The following is a 20554-nucleotide window of genomic DNA, read 5'->3' as shown; positions in this document are numbered from 1 at the left end:
GCGTATGCGTATGCTTGGCTTTGCTGGCATTGTGCCTCTCCGTCCGTTTGGAAGGCCGCACCTGCCTGCGCAGGCGAAGGTGCGGAAATCAAAAGCGGACGCGTCAGGCGGCGCGCTGCAAACGGCGCTGGTGCACTTCATCGCGAGCGGACTTAAAGCAGGAGTCGACTTCGCTCTGGCTGAATTGCAGGAGCATGGTTTCCTGCGTGCAGTTGTCGCCCTGCTCGACGATGTAATCCGCCATTTCCGAGATTAGGCGCTTATTCTCGCCCTTGTTGGTTCTGCTGGTCTTCATGCCGGTTTCTCCATCCTGTTTGAGATGGCCGGGCGACATTTCATTTCGAGGGGAATGCGCCCGGCCGTTGGTTCCCGTTCCGCCGAGGGGTTCAACGGGTGGGATGGCGGCAAGGTAGTTTCAGACTACGCCGGTTGTCAACGGCAAAACGTAGTTTTCAGCTACGTGAATTTTTCGCTGGACTCAGTCTGTGAGTTGAGTCGTATATAAGAACAGACCGTGAACGAGGGAGAAAATTTATGGTTACGTACTTCGTCGTCCAGACTTTCCAGCGTGGAAAAAAAGGCGCGCTAATTCCTGATATCCCGCGCCCGGCGCGTGACCTGCTCCATTGCGAGCGCGTTGCTGAGAAGCTTGCTGAGAGAAGCGCCGGCGTCGTCGCGTTCTCACGAACGGGCGACCCGGAATCCGATGATTGGGAAGATGCGAAGATTATCTCACAATACGGAGAGACGCCGAGCGAGTTGCTGGCGCTCGCCAACTAGCGCGCGTCATAGCGTCCGACGACGCGATGGCAGATAGGCCATTCTTGGCGAAACTCGGTAAACTCGCGCATTGGGTTCCATTGTTGCAGGAACCATTCTCGATCATTCCAGCCGTTGAGCTGCTTCACGATTGCCTCAACATCGCCGCCATGCGGCGGTGTGTGATAAAGGATCACGTTCTTTTCTCGGGACGGCGGAAGATGCGGATTAACAAGGGCCATGTCTCCCGCACGGAAGGCCGGCACCATTGATTCCCCAGCTATCAGCAGGCCGTACCCACCCCTTACGCTCTCAAGCTCGGCCGGTCGCTTGACATAATCCACAGCATCGAACGTCACAATTACATGTCCGTCGCCACCTTGAGCGGCCGCGAACACTGGCATTTTTTCCACGCCTACCAGCTCTGTTCCGGGGATAATTTTCACACGTTGCGTGGGTGTCGCGCGATCACGCTTTATTGGCTCTGGATCGTCGCCGCTGCGGCTCAAAAGCCAGCTCTCCGTTATTCCAAGAAATTCACAAAGCGCTGGAATCTTTGCCGCTTCGGGCCGCGTTTGATTGTTCTCCCAAGTGGAAACACTCACGCGGTTTATCTTCAGGAAGTCGGCAACATCCTGCTGGGTGAGACCTTTGGCGGTGCGGGCGTAACGAATGCGTGAACCGATGGTATCCATGGCCCATTTGTAGTCTTTGCTTACCATTTTGCAGCTACGAACTCTCTTGACAGAAATCGTAGTCTTAAACTACGTTCCGCGACATGATTGATGTTGTCCGAAAAGGGGCCGAAAAGGCCGGCGGCGTTGTCTCTCTGGCTCGTGAGCTTGGGATTAAGCACCCGTCCTTGTATCGCTGGCCGCGCGTTCCTGCGGGGCGCGTGCTCGCTTTCGAGCGGATAACCGGGATTTCCCGTCATGAAATTCGGCCTGACGTGTATGGGCCAGAGGAGAGCGTGAAATGATCGCTCTTGTTGTGTTTTCGCGCGGCCAATCCTCTCGGCCTGCTGCGATCCGCGCCGGGTTCGCTTGGCATCTTGGGTAATCGAGCGAAACCCGGCGCGCTGTTCTCTGTGTCATCTGCGTACTGGCTCCCCTGAGAGCTTCGACAATCTGACCGGCAAGTTATCGCGCGGGCGTCTGCCGTTCACTGAATCTTTTGCCTGAAATTTTTCATTGCAATCTCTCTGGAGGTCTGATGCGCCCCTTTTCCGAAGAAGCTTACGCGGGACTGAAACGCGCTGTTGAAGTCGGCCTTAAACTCGCTGGCGGTAATAAGCTCGTCGCTTACATGACGCGCGTTAATGGCTCGATGCTAACCCGCTACGGCTCGTCCAGTGCCGAACATCATGAGCTATTCATGCCTGTTGATGTCGCCATTGATCTCGACACCGCCGCAAAGCATCCGGTCATAACCGGCAAGATGGCTGAAATTCTCGGCTTTCATCTTGTACCAAAGAGCGGCTTGCCCGGCGCGCGGCGTGTTACCGATGGCGATGCCGTCGATATCATGAGCGAGGCCATGGACCTCGTCCGCGCCATCCAGTCGGCCCGCGCCGATGGCCGTATCTGCGAGGCTGACGGCAAGAAAATCCTTGCCGAAATTGCCGAGTTGGAACGCGAGCTGCATGAGCTTGCCGCGAACATTCGGGAGGGCTGATTATGAACGTCCGTCCACCGTCTCCGCACCTTGTCCAGCCGCTCATCGAGCGCCCGATTTCCGACCGCGACAGGTCATTCCTCCGCATGGTGAAAAACGCTGGCGGCCGCATCCAGCTAGTCCGGTTGCATGACCGCAAGTGCGCGGAGGCCTGTGAAAACGCTGGGTATGTTCTCATTCGTGAAGAAAGCCGCTGCAAGGTGGTTCTTCTGACGGCGCGCGGGCAAGCCTACCTGCGAAAAATCATGGGGGCGCACTGATGGGCAAGAAGTCGCTTCATCATCCGCCGCCAATTGCGGACAAGGTCGCCACCATGACCCGCTTTGATGCCCTGCCAGTTGAGGTTCGCCGCGCCATTTCCCTTGACGCGGCTTTTCAAATTCATCCGCAGGCCGCTGAAAAACGACTAGGCCGCGGTATCTCGCCAAAACGGTGCGCTGAAATCCTTATCGAGAACGATCCGCACCGGCCGCGCCGGGCAGGGGGTGGCCGATGACAGGTCTAATTCTTGATGCCCGCCAAGAGGCGGCAAATGGCATCTATCAGGTTCTCGACCCACTTTCGAAAGACGACTTCGACGCATTGCGGGAATCGATTGAGCAAAATGGCGTCTTGGTGCCGGTCGAGTATGACGAAAACGGTCATATCCTCGACGGCCATCATCGCGTTGCCATCTGCAAATCGTTGGGCATTACCGAGTGGCCGCGCTTCGTTCGCAAGGGCTTATCGGAGGAGGAAAAGCGGTCTTTCGCCCGTTCGATCAACTTCGCCCGGCGTCATCTCGATACGAAGCAAAAGCAGAAGGTCATTCAGGCGCAGCTCAAGGACACGCCTTCGGCCTCGAACCGCGCTATCGCGGCTAAGCTGGGCGTCGATCACAAGACGGTCGCCGGCGTTCGCACCCGGCTGGAAGTAACCGGGGAAATTCCCCGGTTCGAGCGGACAGTGGGCGCAGATGGAAAAGAGCGCCGCAAGCCAATCCAGACAATGTTCATGCCGGAACGGGAAAACATTTCGGAAATGAAACTTGTCCTTAAGGCCGTCGAGAGCAGGGAGCATATTGAAAAGGTCGCATCCTATCTCGGGCAGCTGAAAACAAATGAACCGCCCGCAGACACGGTTTCCGCGCCTGCCGTAATCGAGCCGCCCAGGTCGAACCTTCGGGCGGCTGTTGGAACTGCCAGCGCCACCAAAGAAGAGCGCGGGCCGAACCTGTACGAGACGCCGCCTGAAGCAATGTTCACGCTGCTGGCTCTGGAGGAATTCTCGTCAACCGTCATTGAGCCTGCCTGCGGTCGCGGGGCCATTGTCCGCATGTTGGAGGCGTTCAACTACGGTGTGGTGCTGTCCGATCTGCACGATTACGGCACGACCAACAAGGAAGGCAGCAAGCAAGACGTCCGGGATTTCATGGCCTCGCAGCCGGCAGATTTTGGCTCCTATGACATCGTGACAAACCCACCTTATGGCGGGATCATGAATGCATTCATCGCCCACGCGCTGCGCGTTCATCAACCCCGCAAAATGGCGTTGCTTCTCAATTGGAATGCCTATTCCGGCTTCGCAGACGAGGACCGCAATTTCATTCTGGATGCTTGCCCGCCCGCCCGCATCTATCAATTCAAGCGCCGCCTTCCAATGATGCATCGTGACGGCTGGGACGGCAACATTGCCAGCAGCCGAATGAATACGGCTTGGTTCGTTTGGGAAATGCAGGAAGACGGCACGTATGGTTTTCAGACCATCGTTCGCCGCGTTGACTGGCAAGACTATATGCCGGTTGAAAAATTGCTGCCCGCCAATAGCACCCTCCAGCTGGAAGGGATGGCGAATGGCTGACCGGCAGGAAACGGAACAGGAGTTCGTTGCCAAGCTCCGATACATCGCAGAACGGCTGCGGGGCGACCGTTGGTTTTTGGAAACCGACGACACCGGCGTGCACCTGATTAGCGCGCGGTCCTCGGACGGCGAAATGATCGTCATTGCCACATTCCATCCGGCCGCCATCAAAAGTGAGATTGACCTTGTGGGCCGCGCGGTCGAGCTGCTGACGCTGTTCCTAAGTGTCGGAGAGCGGGCGGCGAGAACGATAGCGAAACTAAAGGCTGCAGCGTCTGGCCCTGATTACACCACGGCCGCCTCTATCGCGATCTCGAACCCGACATTCTGGCGCTTTCTGGAAACGCGCGGGGCAGGTGGTCCCGTGCGCGACAAGACGGCCGCTGACACCCGGCTGAAATCGATCCTGAATTTCGAATCCAAGAAAGACCTGAACAAGCCCGGCCGTGCGCGCGATGCGTGGCGGCGGCTCGACAAAGATTTTCGCGAATGGAAAGGGGGTGCGCCGCGATGAGTAGGCCACAAAAACAATCGTCCAGAGTGTGGCGCTGGCGGCGGGCAATCGGGGAATCCGACCTGCCGGCGACGACACGCGATATTCTCCGTGTTCTGTCCGAATTCATGGGTGAAAACGGCGATAGCTGCTTTCCGTCCGTCTCGGACGTGTCCCAGAAGAGCGGCCGCGACCGGAAAACCGTGCGGGAACACCTGTCATTAGCTGAAAACCGGGGCTGGCTGGTCGTTGAATCGGCCGGGTTTAGCGGCCCGCAACATGCTCGCAAGGCTTATGTCGCGCGCTGGCCTGACGGCCATAACGAAACCGGGATTCCGAGTCCGGAATTTGATGGTTCCGCGCCGGTGACAGATGGGGAGTATTTACCCGGCAGTGGGGGCGATGTTCCCTCCCTAGATGGCGTGGATTTCCCCACGTATAATACCTCTCCACAAACCTCTCCAAATAACTCTCCAGAAAAGAACGCAGGCGCGGGGGCGCGGAGCGTGTTGGATCGGGTGAAAATCCGTCGCCAGTTCCTCAGGTGGCTCCCGTCGATACCGGGCTATGAGAACCATAGCGATGCTTCGGCGCGTGCGGAGTGGTTGAAGCTTTCGGACAGTGAGCGCCGAGAGTGCATCCGGTTGACGCCGGCCTATGTTCGGTGGATCGGCAAGGGTGCAATGCCTAGCCCGGCGAACATCCTGCGTGACAGGGCTTGGGAAAAGTTGCCTTCGACGGTGACGGCCGCAAAGCCCGAATTGATCGAAGCAAAATCGTTCAGCCCGCTATGGATGACGACGCGGTTTTCCATGCTTCTCCAGCCGCCGACAGGCTCAATTGTCATCACGGCTTTTGATCGCGGCCGCATCGCCAACGGCATGAAAACCGAGGACGAGACGCGCCGGGAAAAGCTTGCGGCCCACGGCTGGCCGGCCGTCAACGAAATGATGGCAGATATGCGGGCGGGCAAACCATACCTCTGCCCGGCCGTCCTGGAGGAGCTTTCGTCAGAGCTTAAATCCGTGAAGCGCGACAGCGATCTATTCGCGGCGTGGGCGCGGCTGCATGACAGGCGCGGCTGGCCCTTCTTCACCTTCACGCCGAATTACGTTCCGCTTCCAGCGGTTGACCTCGGCATTACCGATCTCAACGCGGCCGTTGATGCCGCGATGGAAAATTTCGAAACGCTTATCAGCAAGGTTTGATTGAATGCCAAACAAGGTTTCAGGGGCGCGGGCGGGGGCTTGTGCCAGTGATGGTGTCGAGCCGTCGCAATGGTCGAAAAACAGAATGACGAGGGCGCTTCGCCTGTCGATGGCGCAGCTCTCAGCCGCGTCCGCAAAGGTGGTCGCGGAGCGCGAAAAGGAGGCGCGATGGTACTGTTTGGCTGTGCATGGCGGTCATGAGTTCGCTGTGGAAAAAAGAATTTCTGATGCCGGCGTTGAAATTTTTGTGCCGCAGGAAAGCTGGGTGACGATCAAGAAAGGGCATAAAATCGAGGGCAAAAGCGTGCTGCTGCCCGGTTATGCGCTCGTTCGGATTGTTCCTTCAGCCGCAGCTTTTCAGGGCTTGCTAAAGCAAAAAAGCGTCTTTGGTTTTGTCGGTCGCGATGCTTGCTACCACATTGTGCGTGATGTCGATGTGGCTGTTCTGAAAGGGATTTCCGACAGAAACGAAGTTTCCCGTATGCCTGTCGACAGGACAATTGGGCAGGGCAGCAGGGCGACTATCACACACGGTCATTTCGCTGGCCATGAATGCATTGTTGTCCAAGTCATGAGCGGTCGCACGCCTCGGGCACGGGTAAGGGTTGAGGCGTTCGGGGGTGGAATGGGTGACGTCACTATGGCTCTTGCATTTCTGAAAAAGCTGTGAGAGTCATTCGCTAACGGACACTTCGGATTCGCCACCCTCATATGCCAGCGCCAGACGCTGCCAGAGTTGACCGGAACGGTCACAGGGAACAGGCGGTTCGGAACCCAGCCTTGCCGGCCTCGCTCATGAGGCACAGAGACAAGGCCAGTGCGATAGCTATGTTTAAGAGGCGACCCTAACCCGGTCGCCTTTTTGCATTCTAGGTTATGGGCAAAGATCAAAGATCAGACGAGGCGCGCGAGTGGCGCGGCTGGTATCAGCTCGCGCGTTGGAAACGTACCCGCAAGCATCAGCTGTCGATTGAACCGCTTTGCCGTATGTGCCGGCTGCAAGGCCGCATCACTGTTGCCACGGTCTGCGACCACGTCGAGCGACACAACGGCAACCCCGACAAGTTTTGGAACGGGCCTTTCCAGTCGCTGTGCAAGACGCACCACGATGCGACAAAGCAGGCCGAAGAACATCGCGGCTTCTCGACCGCGACCGGCTTGGATGGCTGGCCAATGGACCCGCGACACCCCGCAAACCGCTGACAGACCGGCCGATCAAGGCCGAGGCCGAAACGTTGCAAAAATGTCACAGGAGGGGGGGGAGGGGGGTCAAAAGTCAAAAGGCACCTCGACCGCACACCGGCGTCCACCATTTCTTTGCAGAAAGTGGAAATTGGAGACAAAAAGCCACTTTTATCAGAGGGTTAGACCATGAAGGGCCGTAAGCCTGTGTCTGAAAATGTCGTGCCTATGACCGAAAACGGCGAGGCAAAAGGCGCGAATTTCGAGGCCAGAGCGGCGCAACGATCTCGCGAACTGAAGCCGGAAGCCCTTCCGTTCACGGTTTCTGCCATTTGGGACCGGATCGCGCTCCCTCTCTGCGATCCTCGCAAGAACCGCCTGACGGAATCGAACGTCTACATGTTCGAGCAGCTTTGCTGGACGATTGAGCGCCACGAACGATTGCGGCTCAAGCTCGACGCCGGCGAGACCTACGAAAGCGAGACGCGGAACGGCGTCCAGATAAAGAACCTGCCGGAAGTCAGCCAGTACAACGAAACATGGCGGCAAATCCGCTCCCTCGCCAGTGATTTCGGCATGACGCCGGCCGCCGAACGCGGCCTGCAAGCGTCTGGCCAGATGGGTTTCAATTTTGACGATGACGGCGACGACTTCGATTGACTTGTTTCCTGTCGATGAAATCCCGGCTCCCGACTATGACGCGGACCCGGTAACGGCATGGGCGGCAGATGTCCTGCTTGGCAACATTGTGGCCGGCCCGCATGTCCGAAACCAGTGCGCCCGCCATCTCCGCGACCTTCGCGACGGCCCGGCGCGCGGCCTGCTTTGGGACGTTGCAGCGGCAAAGAAGGTCATTGACTGGTTCGGCCGCAACCTTCGCCTGAAGGACGGCAAGTTTCAGGGAAAGAAGTTTATCCCGCATCCAAGCCAAGCGTTCCGTATCGGTTCGCTGTTCGGCTGGAAGTGGGCCGATACCGGACTTCGTCGTTTCAGGCGTTTTTACGATGAAGAGGGCAAGGGGAACGGCAAATCCCCGATGCTGGCCGGTATCGGTCTTTACATGATGATGAACGACGGCGAGGCAGCAGCGGAGGTTTACGCTGCCGCCTCAAAGAAGGAACAGGCGCAGGTTCTGTTTCAAGATGCCGTCTCGATGCGCAATCAGTCCGCTCGGTTGTCTAAGCGCTCGACCACTCAGGGAGAAAACCCTGTCTGGCAGATTACCTATGTTGGTTCGCGAGGTGACAAGCGATACTTCAAACCCATTTCCGCTGACGCTGGCCAATCTGGTCCGCGCCCTCATTGCGGGCTATGTGACGAGGTGCACGAACATAAGAACCGGGATGTCATTGATCTCCTAGAGGCTGGTTTCAAGTTCCGTACCCAGCCGCTTCTTATCATGGCGACAAACTCCGGTTCGGATCGCAAATCTATCTGCTGGGAAGAGCATCAGCATGCCGTAAACGTCGCCGCAGGCATCGTCGAGGACGATACCGAGTTCACGTTCGTTTGCGCCCTTGATGAAGGCGATGATTGGGAAACCGATCCATCATGCTGGGTCAAGGTCAACCCGCTTCTCGGGTCGACCATTGATGAAACCTACCTCGCCGGCCGTGTTGCCATGGCGCAGAAAATTCCCGGCAAGCGAAATACTATTGCCCGCCTGCATTTCTGCGAGTGGACGCAATCGGTCAACGCGGCAATCAAGCGCGAAGCGTGGATGAAATGCCAGAAGCCTATTGATCTGGCCGAGCTGGTTGAGAAGGGCTATCCCTGCTACGGCGGTCTTGACCTGTCCAGAACGCGAGATTTTACGGCGCTTACTCTGATTTGGGTTCTCGACAAGACCAAGGATGCGGAGAAATTCGTGTCGAAAACTTGGTTCTGGACGCCGGAAGATACTCTTGAGGATCGGGCGAACACCGACCAAGCGCCCTATGTGACTTGGAGCAAGCAAGGCCACATCGAGGCAGTTCCGGGCCAGCGTCTGAAATATTCCTGGCTGGCTAAAGCAATTGCGGCGATCTGTGCCAAGTACGAACCGCTGGAAATTGGCGGCGACCAATACGGGCTTGAGCAGCTTCAAGAGCATCTGACCGAGGACGGCGTTTCTTTGCCGATCACGATCCATCCGCAGGGTTTCCAGAAGCGCGTTCTTGAGCGTGATGAAGACGCGCCGGAAGGCCAAAAGGAAATCTACCTCTGGATGCCCCACAGCATCAACATGCTGGAAAACGTTCTTTACGAGGAACGAATTCAGATCGACCCAAACCCAATGCTCGATTCCTGCGCGGCCAGTGTCGTTTTCGCTGAGAACAGGACCGGGCATCGCATGTTCGACAAGGAAAACGCCTTCGGCCGAATTGACGGCATGGTTTCGAAAGCCATGGCCGTTGGTATGGCCTTCTGCCGCGAGCGGCCCGGCGAAAACCTTGACGACTTCCTCTCTAACCCCGTGATGGTAGGTGTTTAATGGCCGGGAAAAAGAAGCGGGGCAGCGCCACCGCGCCATCCAACATGACGCAAGACCAGCTGATTGCCAAACAACAGCGGTTGAACCTGAAGGAGGGTGCCGGCTGGGCCGCCGCGTTCGGTATGAGCAATCATGCCGGCAAGACTGTGACCCTCAACACCGCCATGCAGCTCGCCACGGTCTGGTCATGTGTCCGACTGACGGCGCAGGCGGTTTCCTGTCTTCCGCTTTCGATTTACGAGAAACGCGGCAATGACGACCGCGTGAAAATCGATACCGACGATAGTCTTGTCGAGGTGTTGTGCGACAGCCCGAACGAAGATCAAACGCCGCTCGAATTTTGGGAAACCATGGTCGCGTGGATGATGACAACCGGGAACGGGTATGCGGAAAAGGTCGAAATCGGCACCCGTTTGAGCGCTTTGCAGCCATTGCCAAGCACCCATTGCGAGCCGATCCGAGACGCGGAAAACGTCCTGAAATACACCTTCAATGATCGCGGCAAGACAGAAGTGCTACCGCGCGACAAGGTGTTTCACCTGAAAGGCTTTGGATTCGGCGGTGACGTTGGCTTATCGCCAATCCGGTTCGGCTCTCAGGCTTTCGGTTCCGCCATCGCCATTGATGAGGCGGCCGGCCGATTGTTCGGAAAGGGTTTGCAGGCCAGTGGCGTTCTATCATCGGATAAGGTTCTGGACGGAAAGCAGCGTGAAGACCTCGGCAAGATCATGGAAAAGTTCGTCGGCTCCTCGAACGCCGGCAAACTGATGATCCTTGAAGCCGGCCTGAAGTATGACCGGCTTTCGCTCTCGCCTGTCGATGCGCAGATGCTCGAAAACAAGCGCTTTTCCGTCGAGGAAATCTGCCGCTGGTTCGGGGTGCCTCCAATCATCATTGGCCATGCCGCTCAAGGCCAAACCATGTGGGGCAGCGGCGTTGAACAAATCCTCCTGGCATGGCTGACGCTCGGCATTGATCCGCTCTGTGACCGGATCGAGGCGCGCATCAAAAAGCAGCTTATTCGGCCGACCGGCAATCGCCGCCGCTATGCCGAGTTCAACCGCGAAGCGCTCTTGCAGATGGATAGCGCGGCAAAGGCCGCCTTCCTCTCGACCATGACGCAAAACGGCCTGATGACCCGCAACGAAGGCCGCGCAAAGCTCAACCTTCCGCGTGTCGAAGGCGGCGATGAGCTGACGGCACAAACTAATCTGGCGCCATTGAAGGCGTTGGGCTCAGCGAGCGACGGAAACGCGGCCCGCGCTGCATTGCGCGCGTGGTTACAAAACGAGACAGAAAAGGCGGCAGCATGACACTTCGTGCACTTCCAAGCGCAGCTATCGGCGTTCGGCCGGGCCTGCAATCCAAGGTCACGGCCCGCGCGCTGGAGACATGGAACCCGGATATTCGGCAGGCCGCCGAGTCCGAGGACAATACGATTTCCATTCTCGATGTGATCGGGGCGGACTATTGGGGCGAGGGCGTGACGGCAAAACGGATTGCCGCAGCTCTCCGTGCCATCGGCAACAAGGATGTTGTCGTCAACATCAACTCGCCGGGCGGCAACTATTTCGAGGGGCTGGCGATCTACAACACCCTGCGCGAACACAAAGGCAAGGTGACAGTCAAAATCCTCGGGGTTGCCGCCTCGGCCGCGTCCGTCATCGCCATGGCGGGCGACGAAATCCAGATTGCCCGCGCGGGCTTCCTGATGATCCATAACGCGTGGGTGGTTGCCTCGGGCGACCGCCACCAGCTGCGCGAGGTCGCAGATTTTCTGGAGCCGTTCGACGCGGCGGCCGTAGATATCTACGTGGCGCGCTCCGGTATGGACAGCGCCGAGGTCGCCAAGATGCTCGACCGAGAAACATGGATCGGAGGCGCGGAGGCCGTTGAGAAGCGTTTTGCCGACGCTTTGCTTTCTTCCGACGAGGTTGCGGCATCGCCGCAAAACTCGGTTCGCGGCAAGGCTTTTGTCGCCGCGCATCGGGTGGATGATCTTCTCGCCCAACTGAACGTACCGCGATCTGAGCGGCGCGAACTCATACAGGCGCTGAAAGGGGGTACGCACGACGCTACCCTATCCAGCATGCGTGACGCTGCTGTTTTGCACGGGGTCGAAGACCTCCTTTCACAAATCAACGAACTCAAAAAGTCCGCCTGACAGGCTCGGACAAGAGGAAAATATCATGAAAAAATTCGCAATTGTTTGCGGAGCGATCGCGCTTGCCTTCTTCGCTGCCGCCCTGTTCGCCGCGCCTTCGACGGGCCACATGTTTCACGCCATGGCATCCAGCGCAGCACCCGCGCCCACCATGGCGATGATTGCCCTTGTCGGGGCGCACCCGGCAATGCGCAAAGCATCCATGCCGTCCTTTCCGGCCGCGTTGCTGATGGCATCCGTTCCCGGCTCTATCATCGGCTCTGTCCGTAACGAGGCGCAGAACATCGAAAAGCTTTTGGCTGATGTCAAGAACAGCCTGAAGGAAGTGACGGACGGCGTAAAGCAGACCGCCGAGGAAGCCTTGAAACAGGCAAAGCAGTCTGGAACGGTGACAGACGAACTGAAGCAGCAGGCGGACAAGCTGCTGCTGACGCAGTCCAAGCTTTCCGACGCCCACGACAAGCTGACGGAAAAGGTTGAACAGCTCTCAACCCGCAATACCGATCTGGAGCAGCGCCTCGCAACGCGCCGTGGTGGCGGTCAGGACGAGCCGAAATCCCTCGGCCAGATGGTGGCGGAGCACAATAGCGTCAAGCAGTTCGTTGAAAACGGCTCCAAGGGCGCGGTTGTCGTCACGCTCAATAACGCTATCACCACCTCGACCGGCTCGGCCGGCGCGCTGGTGACGCCGCAGCGTGACACGGAAATTGTCGGCCTGCCTCGCCGCCAGCTTTTCATTCGACAGCTCTTGCAGCAGGGTCGCACCACGCAAAACAGCGTCGAATACGCGCGTTTGAAGCAACGCGTTCTCGCGGCCGCCGCTGTAGCGGAAGGCCAGATGAAGCCGGAATCCAATCTGGTTTATGAGCCGGCCGACGCGAATGTGCGCACTATTGCTCACTGGATTCCTGTCTCCCGACAGGCGATGGACGATATCCCGCAGCTTCAGAGCGAGATTGATGGCGAGCTGCGCTATGGCCTCGATTTTGTCGAGGAAGCGCAGATCCTCAAGGGCGATGGCACGGGTCAGAACCTCCATGGTCTGGTTCCGCAGGCAACCGCGTTCGTTGCCCCGAATGGCATCACCATCGAAAGCAAGAACAAGGTCGATGTCCTTCGCCTTGCTATCCTTCAGGCATCGCTTGCCGAGTACCCGGCTGACGGCATCGTTCTCAATCCCGTCGATTGGGCCGATATCGAGCTGATGAAGGATGGCGAAAAGCGCTACCTGTTCGCCTCCATCGTCCAGATGATGGGGCCGCAGCTCTGGGGTCGCCCGGTGGTTTCGACCGCCGCGATGGATCAGGACGATTTCCTTGTCGGCGCTTTCGGCATGGCCGCTAAGGTTTGGGACCGCATGGATACCGAAGTCGCTATTTCCTCGGAAGACCGCGACAACTTCGTCAAGAACATGCTGACCGTCCGCGCGGAAAAGCGCCTGGCACTCGCCGTCAAGCGTCCCGGCGCTCTGGTGACGGGCGATTTCACGACCGCACTTGTGCCCTGATTTCATCGGCTCACGAAGGCGGGCGGCTCCGGTCGCCCGCTCTGTGAACCGATGGAGAAGAACCATGAAATTGAAAGCAGTACGCAGTAGCTTTGGAAAGCACGGCAATATCCGCCGTGGCGATATCATTGAGGTTGACGGTAAGCGAGAGGTCGAGGCGCTCACGGCCTCTGGGCTTTACGTCGAATACGACGAGAAAGCCGAAAGGCAGGCCAAAGAAGAACGCGAGGCAAAAGCACTCGCGGACGCCGAAGCGGCCAAGGCTGTCGAAGCGGAAAACCAGAAAGCCGGGAGCGCTCTGGCCGACAAGTTGGACGAGCTGGCGGCCGAAAACGCCACGCTCGTGCAAACCGTTGCGGATCGTGACGCCACAATCGTCGATCTGCGTAAGCAGCTCGATAAGCAGGCCGAAGAACTGGGGAAAATCCCCGGTCTCGAAAACGCCATCAAGGCAAAAGACGCCGCCATCGCCATTTTTGAGCAGCAGCTTTCTGCGCTCGACAGCAAGAATGGCGCGACGCCTGCGGATGATGGTTCGAGCAACGATACCGGCAAGAAACCAGCCGGCAAGAAGGACGGCAAATAATGAACCCTGATATCCGTGTCGTGGAAAAGCCGGAACCGATTGTGTCGCTCGATGACGCTCGCCGGCATCTGGCCGATTTGCCGGAAGAAGATGAGCCTTTTGTTGAGGGCCTTATCCTTGCGGCCACGACATGGATTGATGGCCCGACTGGTTGGCTCGGCCGCGCCCTCGGCGTCCAGACGCTGGAATTGGCCGTGCAGGACTTCTATTCAAGCGAGTGCGGCGGCATTCCATTGCCGTTTCCGCCAGTGCTTGACGTGATCTCGATCCAGTATCGAGGGGCGGACGGCACCTACCAGACGCTGCCAGCTTCGGACTACGAAACCGATATCGGCGGGGTCTACCCGGTTTCAGGCTCTTGGCCTTTTGTTTCCGGTCGCGGGGATAATGTCCTCATCCGCTTCAAAGTCGGGTGCGCCCGCAAGAATGATGCTGGCGTTTTCGTTAGCGACGTTCCCGAACCAATCCGTTTCGCTGTGCTGCTGCTGGTGGCTCACTGGTATCGGAACCGCGAGGCCGTAGTCATCGGCGCGGACGTTACCAATCTCCCTTTTGCGGTCGATGCGCTTTTGCAGCCGTACCGCGTCTATCGATAGGTGCATGATGGCAAGCGTCAGATTCATTTTGGACTTCGATTACAAGCCGGTTCGCGCCGTGACGGTCGAGTACAAAGCCGGCTGGGAAGGCACCGTAAAAAAAGATTGCGCCATGAAGGCGGTAGCGGCCGGGAAAGCGGTCTGGATTGGCGGCCGAACTAGGCCAGCAAAAAAGGCGGTTTCAGATGGCGGCGACCAGATCAGCGGGTGACTTGTTCCACCGCGTTGCTTTCGATGTCCGAGAGGAAGTCGATAGGGGCGATGGAGTCACAGTCGGAAATTGGGTGGAAAAGTTTCAGGTGAGGGCCGGTTTTACGCCATTACGTGGAGGTGAGGCCGTCTTGGCAGGCCGCCTACAGGGGCAGCAAACCCAAATTATCTACGTGCGTGCCTCCCGGAAAACTCTGGAAGTTAATGCCGATTGGCGCGTTCGGGATATCCGGTCGGGTATCTCGTACAACATTCGTGAAATAACCCGGACGCGCGACCGCCTTTGGCTAGATTTCCTTTGTCAGAGCGGGGTTGCGGACGGATGACGAAAATTCGGAACCTCGACCGCCTGAAGCGCAAACTCATGCAGCTGCCGGCCGTTGCGAAAGACCGCATCAGGGTTGCCATGGAACGGCAGGCAGATCGCATTGTCGCGATGATGAAAAGCCTTGTCCCGGTCGATGATGGAATCCTTAGGGATAGTATCGGCTGGACGTGGGGAAAGGCTCCGAAAGGGTCAATGGTTCTCGCGAAGGTCAAGGCAACGACTTCGGACGATATGACCCTCACAATTTACGCCGGCAACAGCGAGGCGTTCTATGCTCGGTGGGTCGAGTTTGGAACCGCGCGGCATGAAAACGGCGGCATGTTCGCTGGCACGCAGCACCCCGGAACGACAGCCCAGCCGTTCTTCTATGTGTCTTGGCGCTCCAACAAAAGGCGGGCGGTTCGTGCTGTACGCCGCGCCACCCGGCAGGCAATCAAGAAAGTGGCGGTAGGATCATGACGCTAGACGCTACTCACGAATTGCAAGTCGCAATTGTTTCAGCTTTGCGCGCAGACGCGTCCGTTACGGCGCTTGTCGGCAACCGGGTGTATGACCGGGTTCCGATGGAGGCCGGCAAAATCACGGCCGAGTTTCCTTACATTTCCTTCGGTCCTACTCAGGACGTTCCCGAGGATTTTGACTGCATCAACGCTTCGGAGCTGTTTATCCAGATTGATGCGTGGTCGCGTGATCCGGGTTTTGCCGAAGGTCGAAAAATCGCCAAGGCGATCAGGGAAGGACTTCACGAGCAAAGTCTTGCCCTTGCCGATAACGCGCTCGTTTATTTCGAGTTCGAAGGGCGGCGGGATATTCGTGCGCCTGATGGCCTGACGACGCAAATCGTCATGACCTTTCGAGCCGGGGTCGAAAACCACTAAACTCGTCAAACAGGAGGCCATTCATGGCACAGCCAACCACCATCAAGGGGGGTAAAATTCGCGTGCTTCTCGGAAACGACGCGAACCCTATCGTATATTCCGCGCCCTGCGGTTTTTCCCAGCGCTCGATTTCCTTTAGCAAGGGGCTTGAGGAACAGCAGATTCCCGACTGCGACAATCCCGATGAAGTGGACTGGCTTGGTCGCGATGCTGTTTCTTTGTCCATGTCGATCAGCGGCGAAGGCGTTCTGGCGGCTGAAAGCGTCGAAACTTGGCTGGACGCTTGGGAAAGCGTGGACTCGATTCCGGCGAAAGTCGAAATGGAATTTCCCGCCAAAACGATCACATGGACCGGGAAAATGCATGTGGAAACGCTGGAAGTCGGGGCGAACAACGGCCGCCGCGCCACCAACAACGTCTCCATGCAGAGTGACGGCAAGATGACGCGTGTTGTCACGCCGGCCGGTGGCTGATGCGTAGTGCCCGCATTGAGCTGGATTGGGGAGACGGAACGTATACGTTCCGTCTCGCTTGGGGGCAGCTGATCGAGCTTCAGGAAAAGTGTGATGCTGGCCCTTATGTCATCCTGCAGCGTCTCCAGACCGGGGCATGGCAAATGGAGGATATCAGCAATGTTATCCGTCTTGGCCTTATAGGCGGCGGGATGACGGCCGTTGACGCTTTGAAAAAGACGCGCGCGTACGTCGAGGCCTTCCCGCCAATGGACAATCTGTTGCCCGCCCAGGGTATACTTGCGGCGGCTCTTATGGGTGCGCCGGATGAGACAGTGGGGGAGGCCGACGCGGCAATTCCAAAGGAAAACAGCTCGACGCCCTCCCAAACGGAAAGCTGAGAATTGCCGCGATCTACGGGACAGGCGCGGTAATGGGGTTCACCCCAGCCGAATGCGACGAAATGTCCGTTTGGGCCTTCATGGCGGCCGTGGATGGGTACGTCGAAGCGCATTCCACGGATGACGGCAGCTTGACCACTCAAGAGGTCGATGAATTGTGGGATTGGATACAGGAAGGCGAGGGACTATCGCCATAGTCCGTTATCTTCCGGTTCATTCGTCCCTTCATACTCTCGACCAGCGATCATCATAGGTATGGACGCTAGGAACATGACCACGCCGGCGATGATGACGGCGTGGTACAGCGTCACGTCTGGAACCTCGGTTAGCCCGGTTCCCCTCAGTGATTTCAGATAGGCAATAAGCCACTCCCTCATCCCGTACGAAATAATCGGGCCTGCTACGAAAAAGAGCAGGCCAAATTTTCCAACTCGGGTGAACCGCTGCTTCAGCTTCACGCGCTGCCTCTCCCCTGTTTGCAACGCTGATTAGATATCAGGACGAAATCCAAAATGGCAACAACAGACATCGAGCGGCTTGTCGTCCAGCTGTCAGCGGACTTCCGCCAATTCCAGAACGCGATGAACCGCAACGTCGGTATTGTTAACCGGAACGCGCAGGCTATCGAAAGCCGCTTCCAGAAAATGAACCAGAATATTTCGGCCTCCTTCCGCAATATCCTCTTGGGTTCGGTTGCAGGCATCGGAACTGCTCTGAGTGTTTCCGAGGTTGCGGGCTATGCGGATGCATGGACGGAAGCCGGGAACAAGATCAATGCGGCCGCGCAGTCCATGGGGGTTTCCGCACGGCCTCTCTCGGAGCTGAACCGAGGCGCTATCGAAGCCCGTGCCTCGATCACGGATTATGCCGATCTCTATGCCCGCCTTCTTCGTTCGGCCTCGAACGTTGCCAAAAACGAGCAAGAAATTGCGACCGCGACGAGCACGGTTGCGAAAGCCTTCAAAGCGGGCGGCGCGTCGGCGCAAGAGCAGGCGGCTGGCATTATGCAGCTGGGGCAGGCGCTTGGCTCCGGCGTCCTTCAGGGTGATGAATTGCGATCTCTGAGAGAGAACGCGCCCATCCTTGCTGATGCCATCGCGAAGGAATTCAAAACGACGATTGCCGGCCTGAAGGAATTGGGCGCGGAAGGAAAATTGACCTCAGACCGGGTTTTCAAGGCAATCCTTGCCGCTCAAAAGCCCATTGAAGCGCAGTTTCAGGCCACGAACGCCACCATTGGTGACAGCTTCACGCGCCTGAAAAACGAAATCACGCAATATGTCGGCAGCGCTGATTCATCGGTTGGCGCATCCGGCAAGATTGGTGATGTCATGGGCCTACTGTCCGATAACATCGGCGCGGTGGCGGATGCCGTCATTATTCTTTCCGGCGCTTTGCTGGTGAACTATGCCGGCAACGCCGTCAACGGTGCGGTGGCCGCCACCTACAAACTCGCATCCGCCCAGCTCGCGGAACGCGCGGCCTCTGTCGAGACTGCACGAAGCGCGCTTGCGGCAGCACAGGCAAAGCAGGCCGCAGCGGCCGCGAACCTGCGATATGCCGAAACGGCCTTGCTCGCGGCAAGGAATGGTGCGGCTCTCGGGTTGAGTGTGCAGAAGGCGTCAAGAGACATGCTTGCTGCGCAGACTGCGCTGACTGCCGCAAACTCGAAAGTAGTATTGACCACTGCGGCCGCAAACGCCGCTATTGCCAATACCGGCATCGTTGCAACCGTGTCTGCCGGCGCTATGCGGGCATTCGGCGGTGCTTTGGCGCTTGTCGGCGGGCCGGCAGGTGCGGCGCTTCTGGCGGCCTATGCGCTGTACCAGATGTATGATGCCAACACGGACGCCCAGCGAGCTGCAAAAGCGCATGGCGAAACGGTAAAGGCCCTCGGGTTCGAAATCCAAAATCTGGACTATGCGAATTCGGAAGCGGTGGCTTCAACTCGTACAAAGATCGTTTCCGATATCGAGGCTGCGAAGGCGGCCTTGCAGCGCGCCAAGGCGGAAAGGGAACTCGCCGCATCGATCATCCAGCAGGAAGTAAATCCTTCCATGTCGCTGTTGCCAACGCCGCAGGCAACGGATGTCCAAAATATCGTTTCCGAAAACCCGGTCGTTAAGGATCGGCAGGCACTTATCGATGCGCTCGACAAGCAACTTTCCGACCTTGAAGGCATAAACTCGAAGTTCGAGGCCTATGCCAGCGGCAAGGAAAAGCCGGTACAAAACACTGCCGGCTTTGGGGCGGGTGTTGGCGATCTTGGATCCGGAAAAACTAAGGCTCCCAAGAAAACCGCCGATGATCGCTTTTCGGAAGATATTCAGGCGGTGAAGGACCGGACCGCCGCGCTTATCCAAGAGCAACAGATCGTCGGTCAAAGCTTCTACGTGCAGGAAAAACGGCGCATGGCGCTCGACCTGGAGCAGCAGGCTTTGCGGGATGTTCGCGAAGAGGCGAGAAAAAAAGGCGTTGCAGACTGGCAGAATGCACAGCTGACGCCAGATCACATTGCCAAAATCAACGCCGCATCCGAGGCGTATGCAAAGCAGTCAGACGTTCTTCGCGAGCTTGAAGAGGCCCAGCAGCGGGCGGAAAGTGCCTCTCAAGAATTCTACGACACTGCCAAAACCGGTTTCGTGGATGTCATAAAAGGCACAACCAGTCTCAGTGAAGCTCTCTCAAATCTCGCCGGCAAGCTTTCCGACCTGTTTTTGAATAGCGCGTTCGATTCAATGTTCGGCGGTTCGAAGGCAACGGGGAGCGGTGGGTGGCTGTCCAATATCTTCAAAGGGCTTGGCTTTGCGGACGGCGGCTACACGGGTGCTGGTGGAAAGTATCAACCCGCCGGCGTCGTTCACAAAGGCGAATATGTCTTTGATGCCGAATCCGTTCGCCGGGCAGGCGGTCCTGCGGCGATGGATGCCATGCGCCGAGGCCTGAAGGGTTACGCGGATGGCGGAGCGGTAGGGGCGGTTTCCGCTCCGCGAATTCCGAAGGTTGCGGCGATGAATGCCGCCCGCTCGGGAAACACAACCGTTGATGCCCGAACGACCATACAGGCGAGCGGGAACGCGGACACGGACGCCAAGCTTATGGCGTTCGCCCGCGAGCGGGACGCGCAGCTGCCCAGCCAGATCATCAAAACCGTGAAAGATGCCCAGCGGCGAAGGTTGTTGTGATGCCGATTACATTTCCGCGTGAGCTGCCGAATGTGAAATTCACAACGGCCGATCTGACGCTTGACGATGGTGTGAGCGCTTCTGCCACGCGCGGCAAGCTCACCAACTATACGCAGGTTGCCGAACCATCATGGTCGGCATCCTTTGTCACAAAGCCGCTCACGTTCTCAGAGAAATCCTCTCTGGAATCGTGGTGGCTTTCCCTTCGTGGCGGGACGCGGGCAAAGGGTGTCATCTTTCGGCATCCTCGCGTCTGCTACCCGAAAGCGCATTGGCAAAATCATGCTCCTGCCGAGGACGAAGGGTTGCTGGCCTCCGTGACGGACGGAAACGTTCTGTCCGTCACTGGTGTGTCATCCGATCTGGTTCTCGGTGATACCGACTTGATCGGCCTCGAATTCCTGACCCGCACCTATCTCGGGAAAGTCGTCGAGGTTTCCGGCGCTGGTACGACGCGGACGATTACGGTCGAGCCGCCGCCATACAGGGCCGTTGCGCAGGCTGGGGCAATTGTCCGGTTTGCTAAAATCCCGCTCATCATGCGGCCGGTTCCCGGCAGCTTTTCGGCTCCTGAAGCCAATGGGCGTTATGTTGTTTCTTTCAAGCTTCAGGAATGACG

Annotated in this window: 28 protein-coding genes; 25 read left to right on the top strand and 3 right to left on the bottom strand. The window is 57.9% G+C overall.

Annotated features, from left to right (window positions below; translation table 11 throughout):
- Nucleotides 1-103: 103 nt before the first annotated feature.
- Complete coding sequence (locus V6S97_RS27300) at nt 104-295, bottom strand: hypothetical protein (protein WP_334428202.1); 192 nt, start codon at nt 293-295, stop codon at nt 104-106.
- 239 nt (nt 296-534) lie between these two features.
- On the opposite strand from V6S97_RS27300, the gene V6S97_RS27295 reads away from it, so the two are divergent.
- Complete coding sequence (locus V6S97_RS27295) at nt 535-780, top strand: hypothetical protein (RefSeq protein WP_269712816.1); 246 nt, start codon at nt 535-537, stop codon at nt 778-780.
- Here the strand turns inward: V6S97_RS27295 and V6S97_RS27290 are convergent.
- Entirely contained in the window at nt 777-1454 is a 678-nt protein-coding gene (locus V6S97_RS27290; RefSeq protein ID WP_269712814.1) for an XRE family transcriptional regulator, read from the bottom strand. The genes V6S97_RS27295 and V6S97_RS27290 overlap by 4 nt on opposite strands.
- Nucleotides 1455-1537: 83 nt before the next feature.
- On the opposite strand from V6S97_RS27290, the gene V6S97_RS27285 reads away from it, so the two are divergent.
- The 22 genes from V6S97_RS27285 (at nt 1538) to V6S97_RS27180 (ending at nt 16750) form a co-directional block, all read left to right on the top strand.
- Entirely contained in the window at nt 1538-1738 is a 201-nt protein-coding gene (locus V6S97_RS27285) for a transcriptional regulator (RefSeq protein WP_334428201.1), read from the top strand.
- A gap of 233 nt (nt 1739-1971) precedes the next feature.
- Nucleotides 1972-2433 carry a hypothetical protein gene (locus tag V6S97_RS27280; RefSeq protein ID WP_334428200.1) on the top strand — a complete coding sequence of 154 codons (462 nt, stop codon included), beginning with the start codon at nt 1972-1974 and terminating at the stop codon, nt 2431-2433.
- A 2-nt stretch (nt 2434-2435) separates the two neighbouring features.
- On the top strand, nt 2436-2693 hold the full coding sequence (locus tag V6S97_RS27275) for a hypothetical protein (protein WP_334428199.1): 258 nt from the start codon (nt 2436-2438) through the stop codon (nt 2691-2693).
- Nucleotides 2693-2929, top strand: coding sequence for a hypothetical protein (locus V6S97_RS27270; RefSeq protein ID WP_334428198.1), 237 nt, complete (start codon nt 2693-2695; stop codon nt 2927-2929). Before V6S97_RS27275 ends, V6S97_RS27270 begins: the two co-directional genes overlap by 1 nt.
- 119 nt (nt 2930-3048) lie before the next feature.
- On the top strand, nt 3049-4272 hold the full coding sequence (locus tag V6S97_RS27265; protein ID WP_442886120.1) for a hypothetical protein: 1224 nt from the start codon (nt 3049-3051) through the stop codon (nt 4270-4272).
- Nucleotides 4265-4786, top strand: a complete 522-nt coding sequence (locus V6S97_RS27260) for a hypothetical protein (RefSeq protein ID WP_334428195.1) — start codon at nt 4265-4267, stop codon at nt 4784-4786. The genes V6S97_RS27265 and V6S97_RS27260 overlap by 8 nt, the downstream gene beginning before the upstream one ends.
- The gene (locus V6S97_RS27255; protein WP_334428193.1) at nt 4783-5973 is read left to right on the top strand and encodes a helix-turn-helix domain-containing protein; all 1191 of its coding nucleotides are present in this window, start codon (nt 4783-4785) and stop codon (nt 5971-5973) included. Before V6S97_RS27260 ends, V6S97_RS27255 begins: the two co-directional genes overlap by 4 nt.
- A 4-nt stretch (nt 5974-5977) precedes the next feature.
- Nucleotides 5978-6643, top strand: a complete 666-nt coding sequence (gene nusG / locus V6S97_RS27250) for a transcription termination/antitermination protein NusG (RefSeq protein ID WP_334428192.1) — start codon at nt 5978-5980, stop codon at nt 6641-6643.
- A gap of 206 nt (nt 6644-6849) precedes the next feature.
- On the top strand, nt 6850-7176 hold the full coding sequence (locus V6S97_RS27245; protein WP_334428191.1) for an HNH endonuclease: 327 nt from the start codon (nt 6850-6852) through the stop codon (nt 7174-7176).
- A 168-nt stretch (nt 7177-7344) separates the two neighbouring features.
- Nucleotides 7345-7815 carry a P27 family phage terminase small subunit gene (locus V6S97_RS27240; protein ID WP_334428190.1) on the top strand — a complete coding sequence of 157 codons (471 nt, stop codon included), beginning with the start codon at nt 7345-7347 and terminating at the stop codon, nt 7813-7815.
- Nucleotides 7793-9628 carry a terminase large subunit gene (locus V6S97_RS27235; protein WP_334428204.1) on the top strand — a complete coding sequence of 612 codons (1836 nt, stop codon included), beginning with the start codon at nt 7793-7795 and terminating at the stop codon, nt 9626-9628. Before V6S97_RS27240 ends, V6S97_RS27235 begins: the two co-directional genes overlap by 23 nt.
- Nucleotides 9628-10941: a phage portal protein gene (locus tag V6S97_RS27230; protein ID WP_334428188.1), complete on the top strand. Its 1314-nt coding sequence runs from the start codon at nt 9628-9630 to the stop codon at nt 10939-10941. The genes V6S97_RS27235 and V6S97_RS27230 overlap by 1 nt, the downstream gene beginning before the upstream one ends.
- Nucleotides 10938-11792 (top strand): head maturation protease, ClpP-related, encoded by an 855-nt coding sequence (locus V6S97_RS27225; protein ID WP_334428186.1) that lies wholly within the window; start codon nt 10938-10940, stop codon nt 11790-11792. The genes V6S97_RS27230 and V6S97_RS27225 overlap by 4 nt, the downstream gene beginning before the upstream one ends.
- Before the next feature lie 25 nt (nt 11793-11817).
- Nucleotides 11818-13299, top strand: a complete 1482-nt coding sequence (locus V6S97_RS27220; RefSeq protein WP_334428183.1) for a phage major capsid protein — start codon at nt 11818-11820, stop codon at nt 13297-13299.
- A 64-nt stretch (nt 13300-13363) separates the two neighbouring features.
- On the top strand, nt 13364-13885 hold the full coding sequence (locus V6S97_RS27215; protein WP_334428181.1) for a hypothetical protein: 522 nt from the start codon (nt 13364-13366) through the stop codon (nt 13883-13885).
- Nucleotides 13885-14481 (top strand): head-tail connector protein, encoded by a 597-nt coding sequence (locus V6S97_RS27210; RefSeq protein WP_334428179.1) that lies wholly within the window; start codon nt 13885-13887, stop codon nt 14479-14481. The genes V6S97_RS27215 and V6S97_RS27210 overlap by 1 nt, the downstream gene beginning before the upstream one ends.
- 4 nt (nt 14482-14485) lie before the next feature.
- On the top strand, nt 14486-14692 hold the full coding sequence (locus V6S97_RS27205; protein WP_334428177.1) for a hypothetical protein: 207 nt from the start codon (nt 14486-14488) through the stop codon (nt 14690-14692).
- Nucleotides 14667-15017, top strand: coding sequence for a phage head closure protein (locus V6S97_RS27200; RefSeq protein WP_334428175.1), 351 nt, complete (start codon nt 14667-14669; stop codon nt 15015-15017). The genes V6S97_RS27205 and V6S97_RS27200 overlap by 26 nt, the downstream gene beginning before the upstream one ends.
- Complete coding sequence (locus V6S97_RS27195) at nt 15014-15478, top strand: HK97 gp10 family phage protein (protein ID WP_334428173.1); 465 nt, start codon at nt 15014-15016, stop codon at nt 15476-15478. Before V6S97_RS27200 ends, V6S97_RS27195 begins: the two co-directional genes overlap by 4 nt.
- Nucleotides 15475-15897, top strand: a complete 423-nt coding sequence (locus V6S97_RS27190; protein ID WP_334428171.1) for a DUF3168 domain-containing protein — start codon at nt 15475-15477, stop codon at nt 15895-15897. The genes V6S97_RS27195 and V6S97_RS27190 overlap by 4 nt, the downstream gene beginning before the upstream one ends.
- Nucleotides 15898-15920: 23 nt before the next feature.
- The gene (locus V6S97_RS27185; RefSeq protein WP_334428169.1) at nt 15921-16370 is read left to right on the top strand and encodes a phage tail tube protein; all 450 of its coding nucleotides are present in this window, start codon (nt 15921-15923) and stop codon (nt 16368-16370) included.
- The gene (locus V6S97_RS27180; protein ID WP_334428166.1) at nt 16370-16750 is read left to right on the top strand and encodes a gene transfer agent family protein; all 381 of its coding nucleotides are present in this window, start codon (nt 16370-16372) and stop codon (nt 16748-16750) included. Before V6S97_RS27185 ends, V6S97_RS27180 begins: the two co-directional genes overlap by 1 nt.
- Nucleotides 16751-16935: 185 nt before the next feature.
- Here V6S97_RS27180 and V6S97_RS27175 read toward each other — a convergent pair whose 3' ends face one another.
- Nucleotides 16936-17208: a hypothetical protein gene (locus V6S97_RS27175; RefSeq protein WP_269712780.1), complete on the bottom strand. Its 273-nt coding sequence runs from the start codon at nt 17206-17208 to the stop codon at nt 16936-16938.
- Between the two features lie 54 nt (nt 17209-17262).
- On the opposite strand from V6S97_RS27175, the gene V6S97_RS27170 reads away from it, so the two are divergent.
- Both V6S97_RS27170 and V6S97_RS27165 read left to right on the top strand, forming a co-directional pair.
- Nucleotides 17263-19935, top strand: a complete 2673-nt coding sequence (locus V6S97_RS27170; protein WP_334428163.1) for a tape measure protein — start codon at nt 17263-17265, stop codon at nt 19933-19935.
- Complete coding sequence (locus V6S97_RS27165) at nt 19935-20552, top strand: hypothetical protein (protein WP_334428161.1); 618 nt, start codon at nt 19935-19937, stop codon at nt 20550-20552. The genes V6S97_RS27170 and V6S97_RS27165 overlap by 1 nt, the downstream gene beginning before the upstream one ends.
- The last annotated feature ends 2 nt before the right edge of the window (nt 20553-20554 follow it).

The organism is Agrobacterium sp. CCNWLW155, assembly GCF_036888815.1.
GTDB classification, from domain to species: Bacteria; Pseudomonadota; Alphaproteobacteria; order Rhizobiales; family Rhizobiaceae; genus Agrobacterium; species Agrobacterium radiobacter.
Note: the sequence above shows the minus strand (reverse complement) of the source record. Positions and strands in the feature narration are given on the sequence as shown.

Bases quoted from the DNA above. Each gene is read 5' to 3' on its own strand.
- V6S97_RS27245 (WP_334428191.1), top strand. From the start codon at position 6,850: ATGGGCAAAGATCAAAGATCAGACGAGGCGCGCGAGTGGCGCGGCTGG.
- V6S97_RS27275 (WP_334428199.1), top strand. From the start codon at position 2,436: ATGAACGTCCGTCCACCGTCTCCGCACCTTGTCCAGCCGCTCATCGAG.
- V6S97_RS27190 (WP_334428171.1), top strand. From the start codon at position 15,475: ATGACGCTAGACGCTACTCACGAATTGCAAGTCGCAATTGTTTCAGCT.
- V6S97_RS27260 (WP_334428195.1), top strand. From the start codon at position 4,265: ATGGCTGACCGGCAGGAAACGGAACAGGAGTTCGTTGCCAAGCTCCGA.
- V6S97_RS27270 (WP_334428198.1), top strand. From the start codon at position 2,693: ATGGGCAAGAAGTCGCTTCATCATCCGCCGCCAATTGCGGACAAGGTC.
- V6S97_RS27200 (WP_334428175.1), top strand. From the start codon at position 14,667: ATGGCGGCGACCAGATCAGCGGGTGACTTGTTCCACCGCGTTGCTTTC.
- V6S97_RS27280 (WP_334428200.1), top strand. From the start codon at position 1,972: ATGCGCCCCTTTTCCGAAGAAGCTTACGCGGGACTGAAACGCGCTGTT.
- V6S97_RS27205 (WP_334428177.1), top strand. From the start codon at position 14,486: ATGATGGCAAGCGTCAGATTCATTTTGGACTTCGATTACAAGCCGGTT.
- V6S97_RS27240 (WP_334428190.1), top strand. From the start codon at position 7,345: ATGAAGGGCCGTAAGCCTGTGTCTGAAAATGTCGTGCCTATGACCGAA.
- V6S97_RS27300 (WP_334428202.1), bottom strand. From the start codon at position 295: ATGAAGACCAGCAGAACCAACAAGGGCGAGAATAAGCGCCTAATCTCG.
- V6S97_RS27165 (WP_334428161.1), top strand. From the start codon at position 19,935: ATGCCGATTACATTTCCGCGTGAGCTGCCGAATGTGAAATTCACAACG.
- nusG (WP_334428192.1), top strand. From the start codon at position 5,978: ATGCCAAACAAGGTTTCAGGGGCGCGGGCGGGGGCTTGTGCCAGTGAT.
- V6S97_RS27210 (WP_334428179.1), top strand. From the start codon at position 13,885: ATGAACCCTGATATCCGTGTCGTGGAAAAGCCGGAACCGATTGTGTCG.
- V6S97_RS27290 (WP_269712814.1), bottom strand. From the start codon at position 1,454: ATGGATACCATCGGTTCACGCATTCGTTACGCCCGCACCGCCAAAGGT.
- V6S97_RS27230 (WP_334428188.1), top strand. From the start codon at position 9,628: ATGGCCGGGAAAAAGAAGCGGGGCAGCGCCACCGCGCCATCCAACATG.
- V6S97_RS27180 (WP_334428166.1), top strand. From the start codon at position 16,370: ATGCGTAGTGCCCGCATTGAGCTGGATTGGGGAGACGGAACGTATACG.
- V6S97_RS27195 (WP_334428173.1), top strand. From the start codon at position 15,014: ATGACGAAAATTCGGAACCTCGACCGCCTGAAGCGCAAACTCATGCAG.
- V6S97_RS27220 (WP_334428183.1), top strand. From the start codon at position 11,818: ATGAAAAAATTCGCAATTGTTTGCGGAGCGATCGCGCTTGCCTTCTTC.
- V6S97_RS27185 (WP_334428169.1), top strand. From the start codon at position 15,921: ATGGCACAGCCAACCACCATCAAGGGGGGTAAAATTCGCGTGCTTCTC.
- V6S97_RS27215 (WP_334428181.1), top strand. From the start codon at position 13,364: ATGAAATTGAAAGCAGTACGCAGTAGCTTTGGAAAGCACGGCAATATC.
- V6S97_RS27295 (WP_269712816.1), top strand. From the start codon at position 535: ATGGTTACGTACTTCGTCGTCCAGACTTTCCAGCGTGGAAAAAAAGGC.
- V6S97_RS27285 (WP_334428201.1), top strand. From the start codon at position 1,538: ATGATTGATGTTGTCCGAAAAGGGGCCGAAAAGGCCGGCGGCGTTGTC.
- V6S97_RS27255 (WP_334428193.1), top strand. From the start codon at position 4,783: ATGAGTAGGCCACAAAAACAATCGTCCAGAGTGTGGCGCTGGCGGCGG.
- V6S97_RS27225 (WP_334428186.1), top strand. From the start codon at position 10,938: ATGACACTTCGTGCACTTCCAAGCGCAGCTATCGGCGTTCGGCCGGGC.
- V6S97_RS27235 (WP_334428204.1), top strand. From the start codon at position 7,793: ATGACGGCGACGACTTCGATTGACTTGTTTCCTGTCGATGAAATCCCG.
- V6S97_RS27170 (WP_334428163.1), top strand. From the start codon at position 17,263: ATGGCAACAACAGACATCGAGCGGCTTGTCGTCCAGCTGTCAGCGGAC.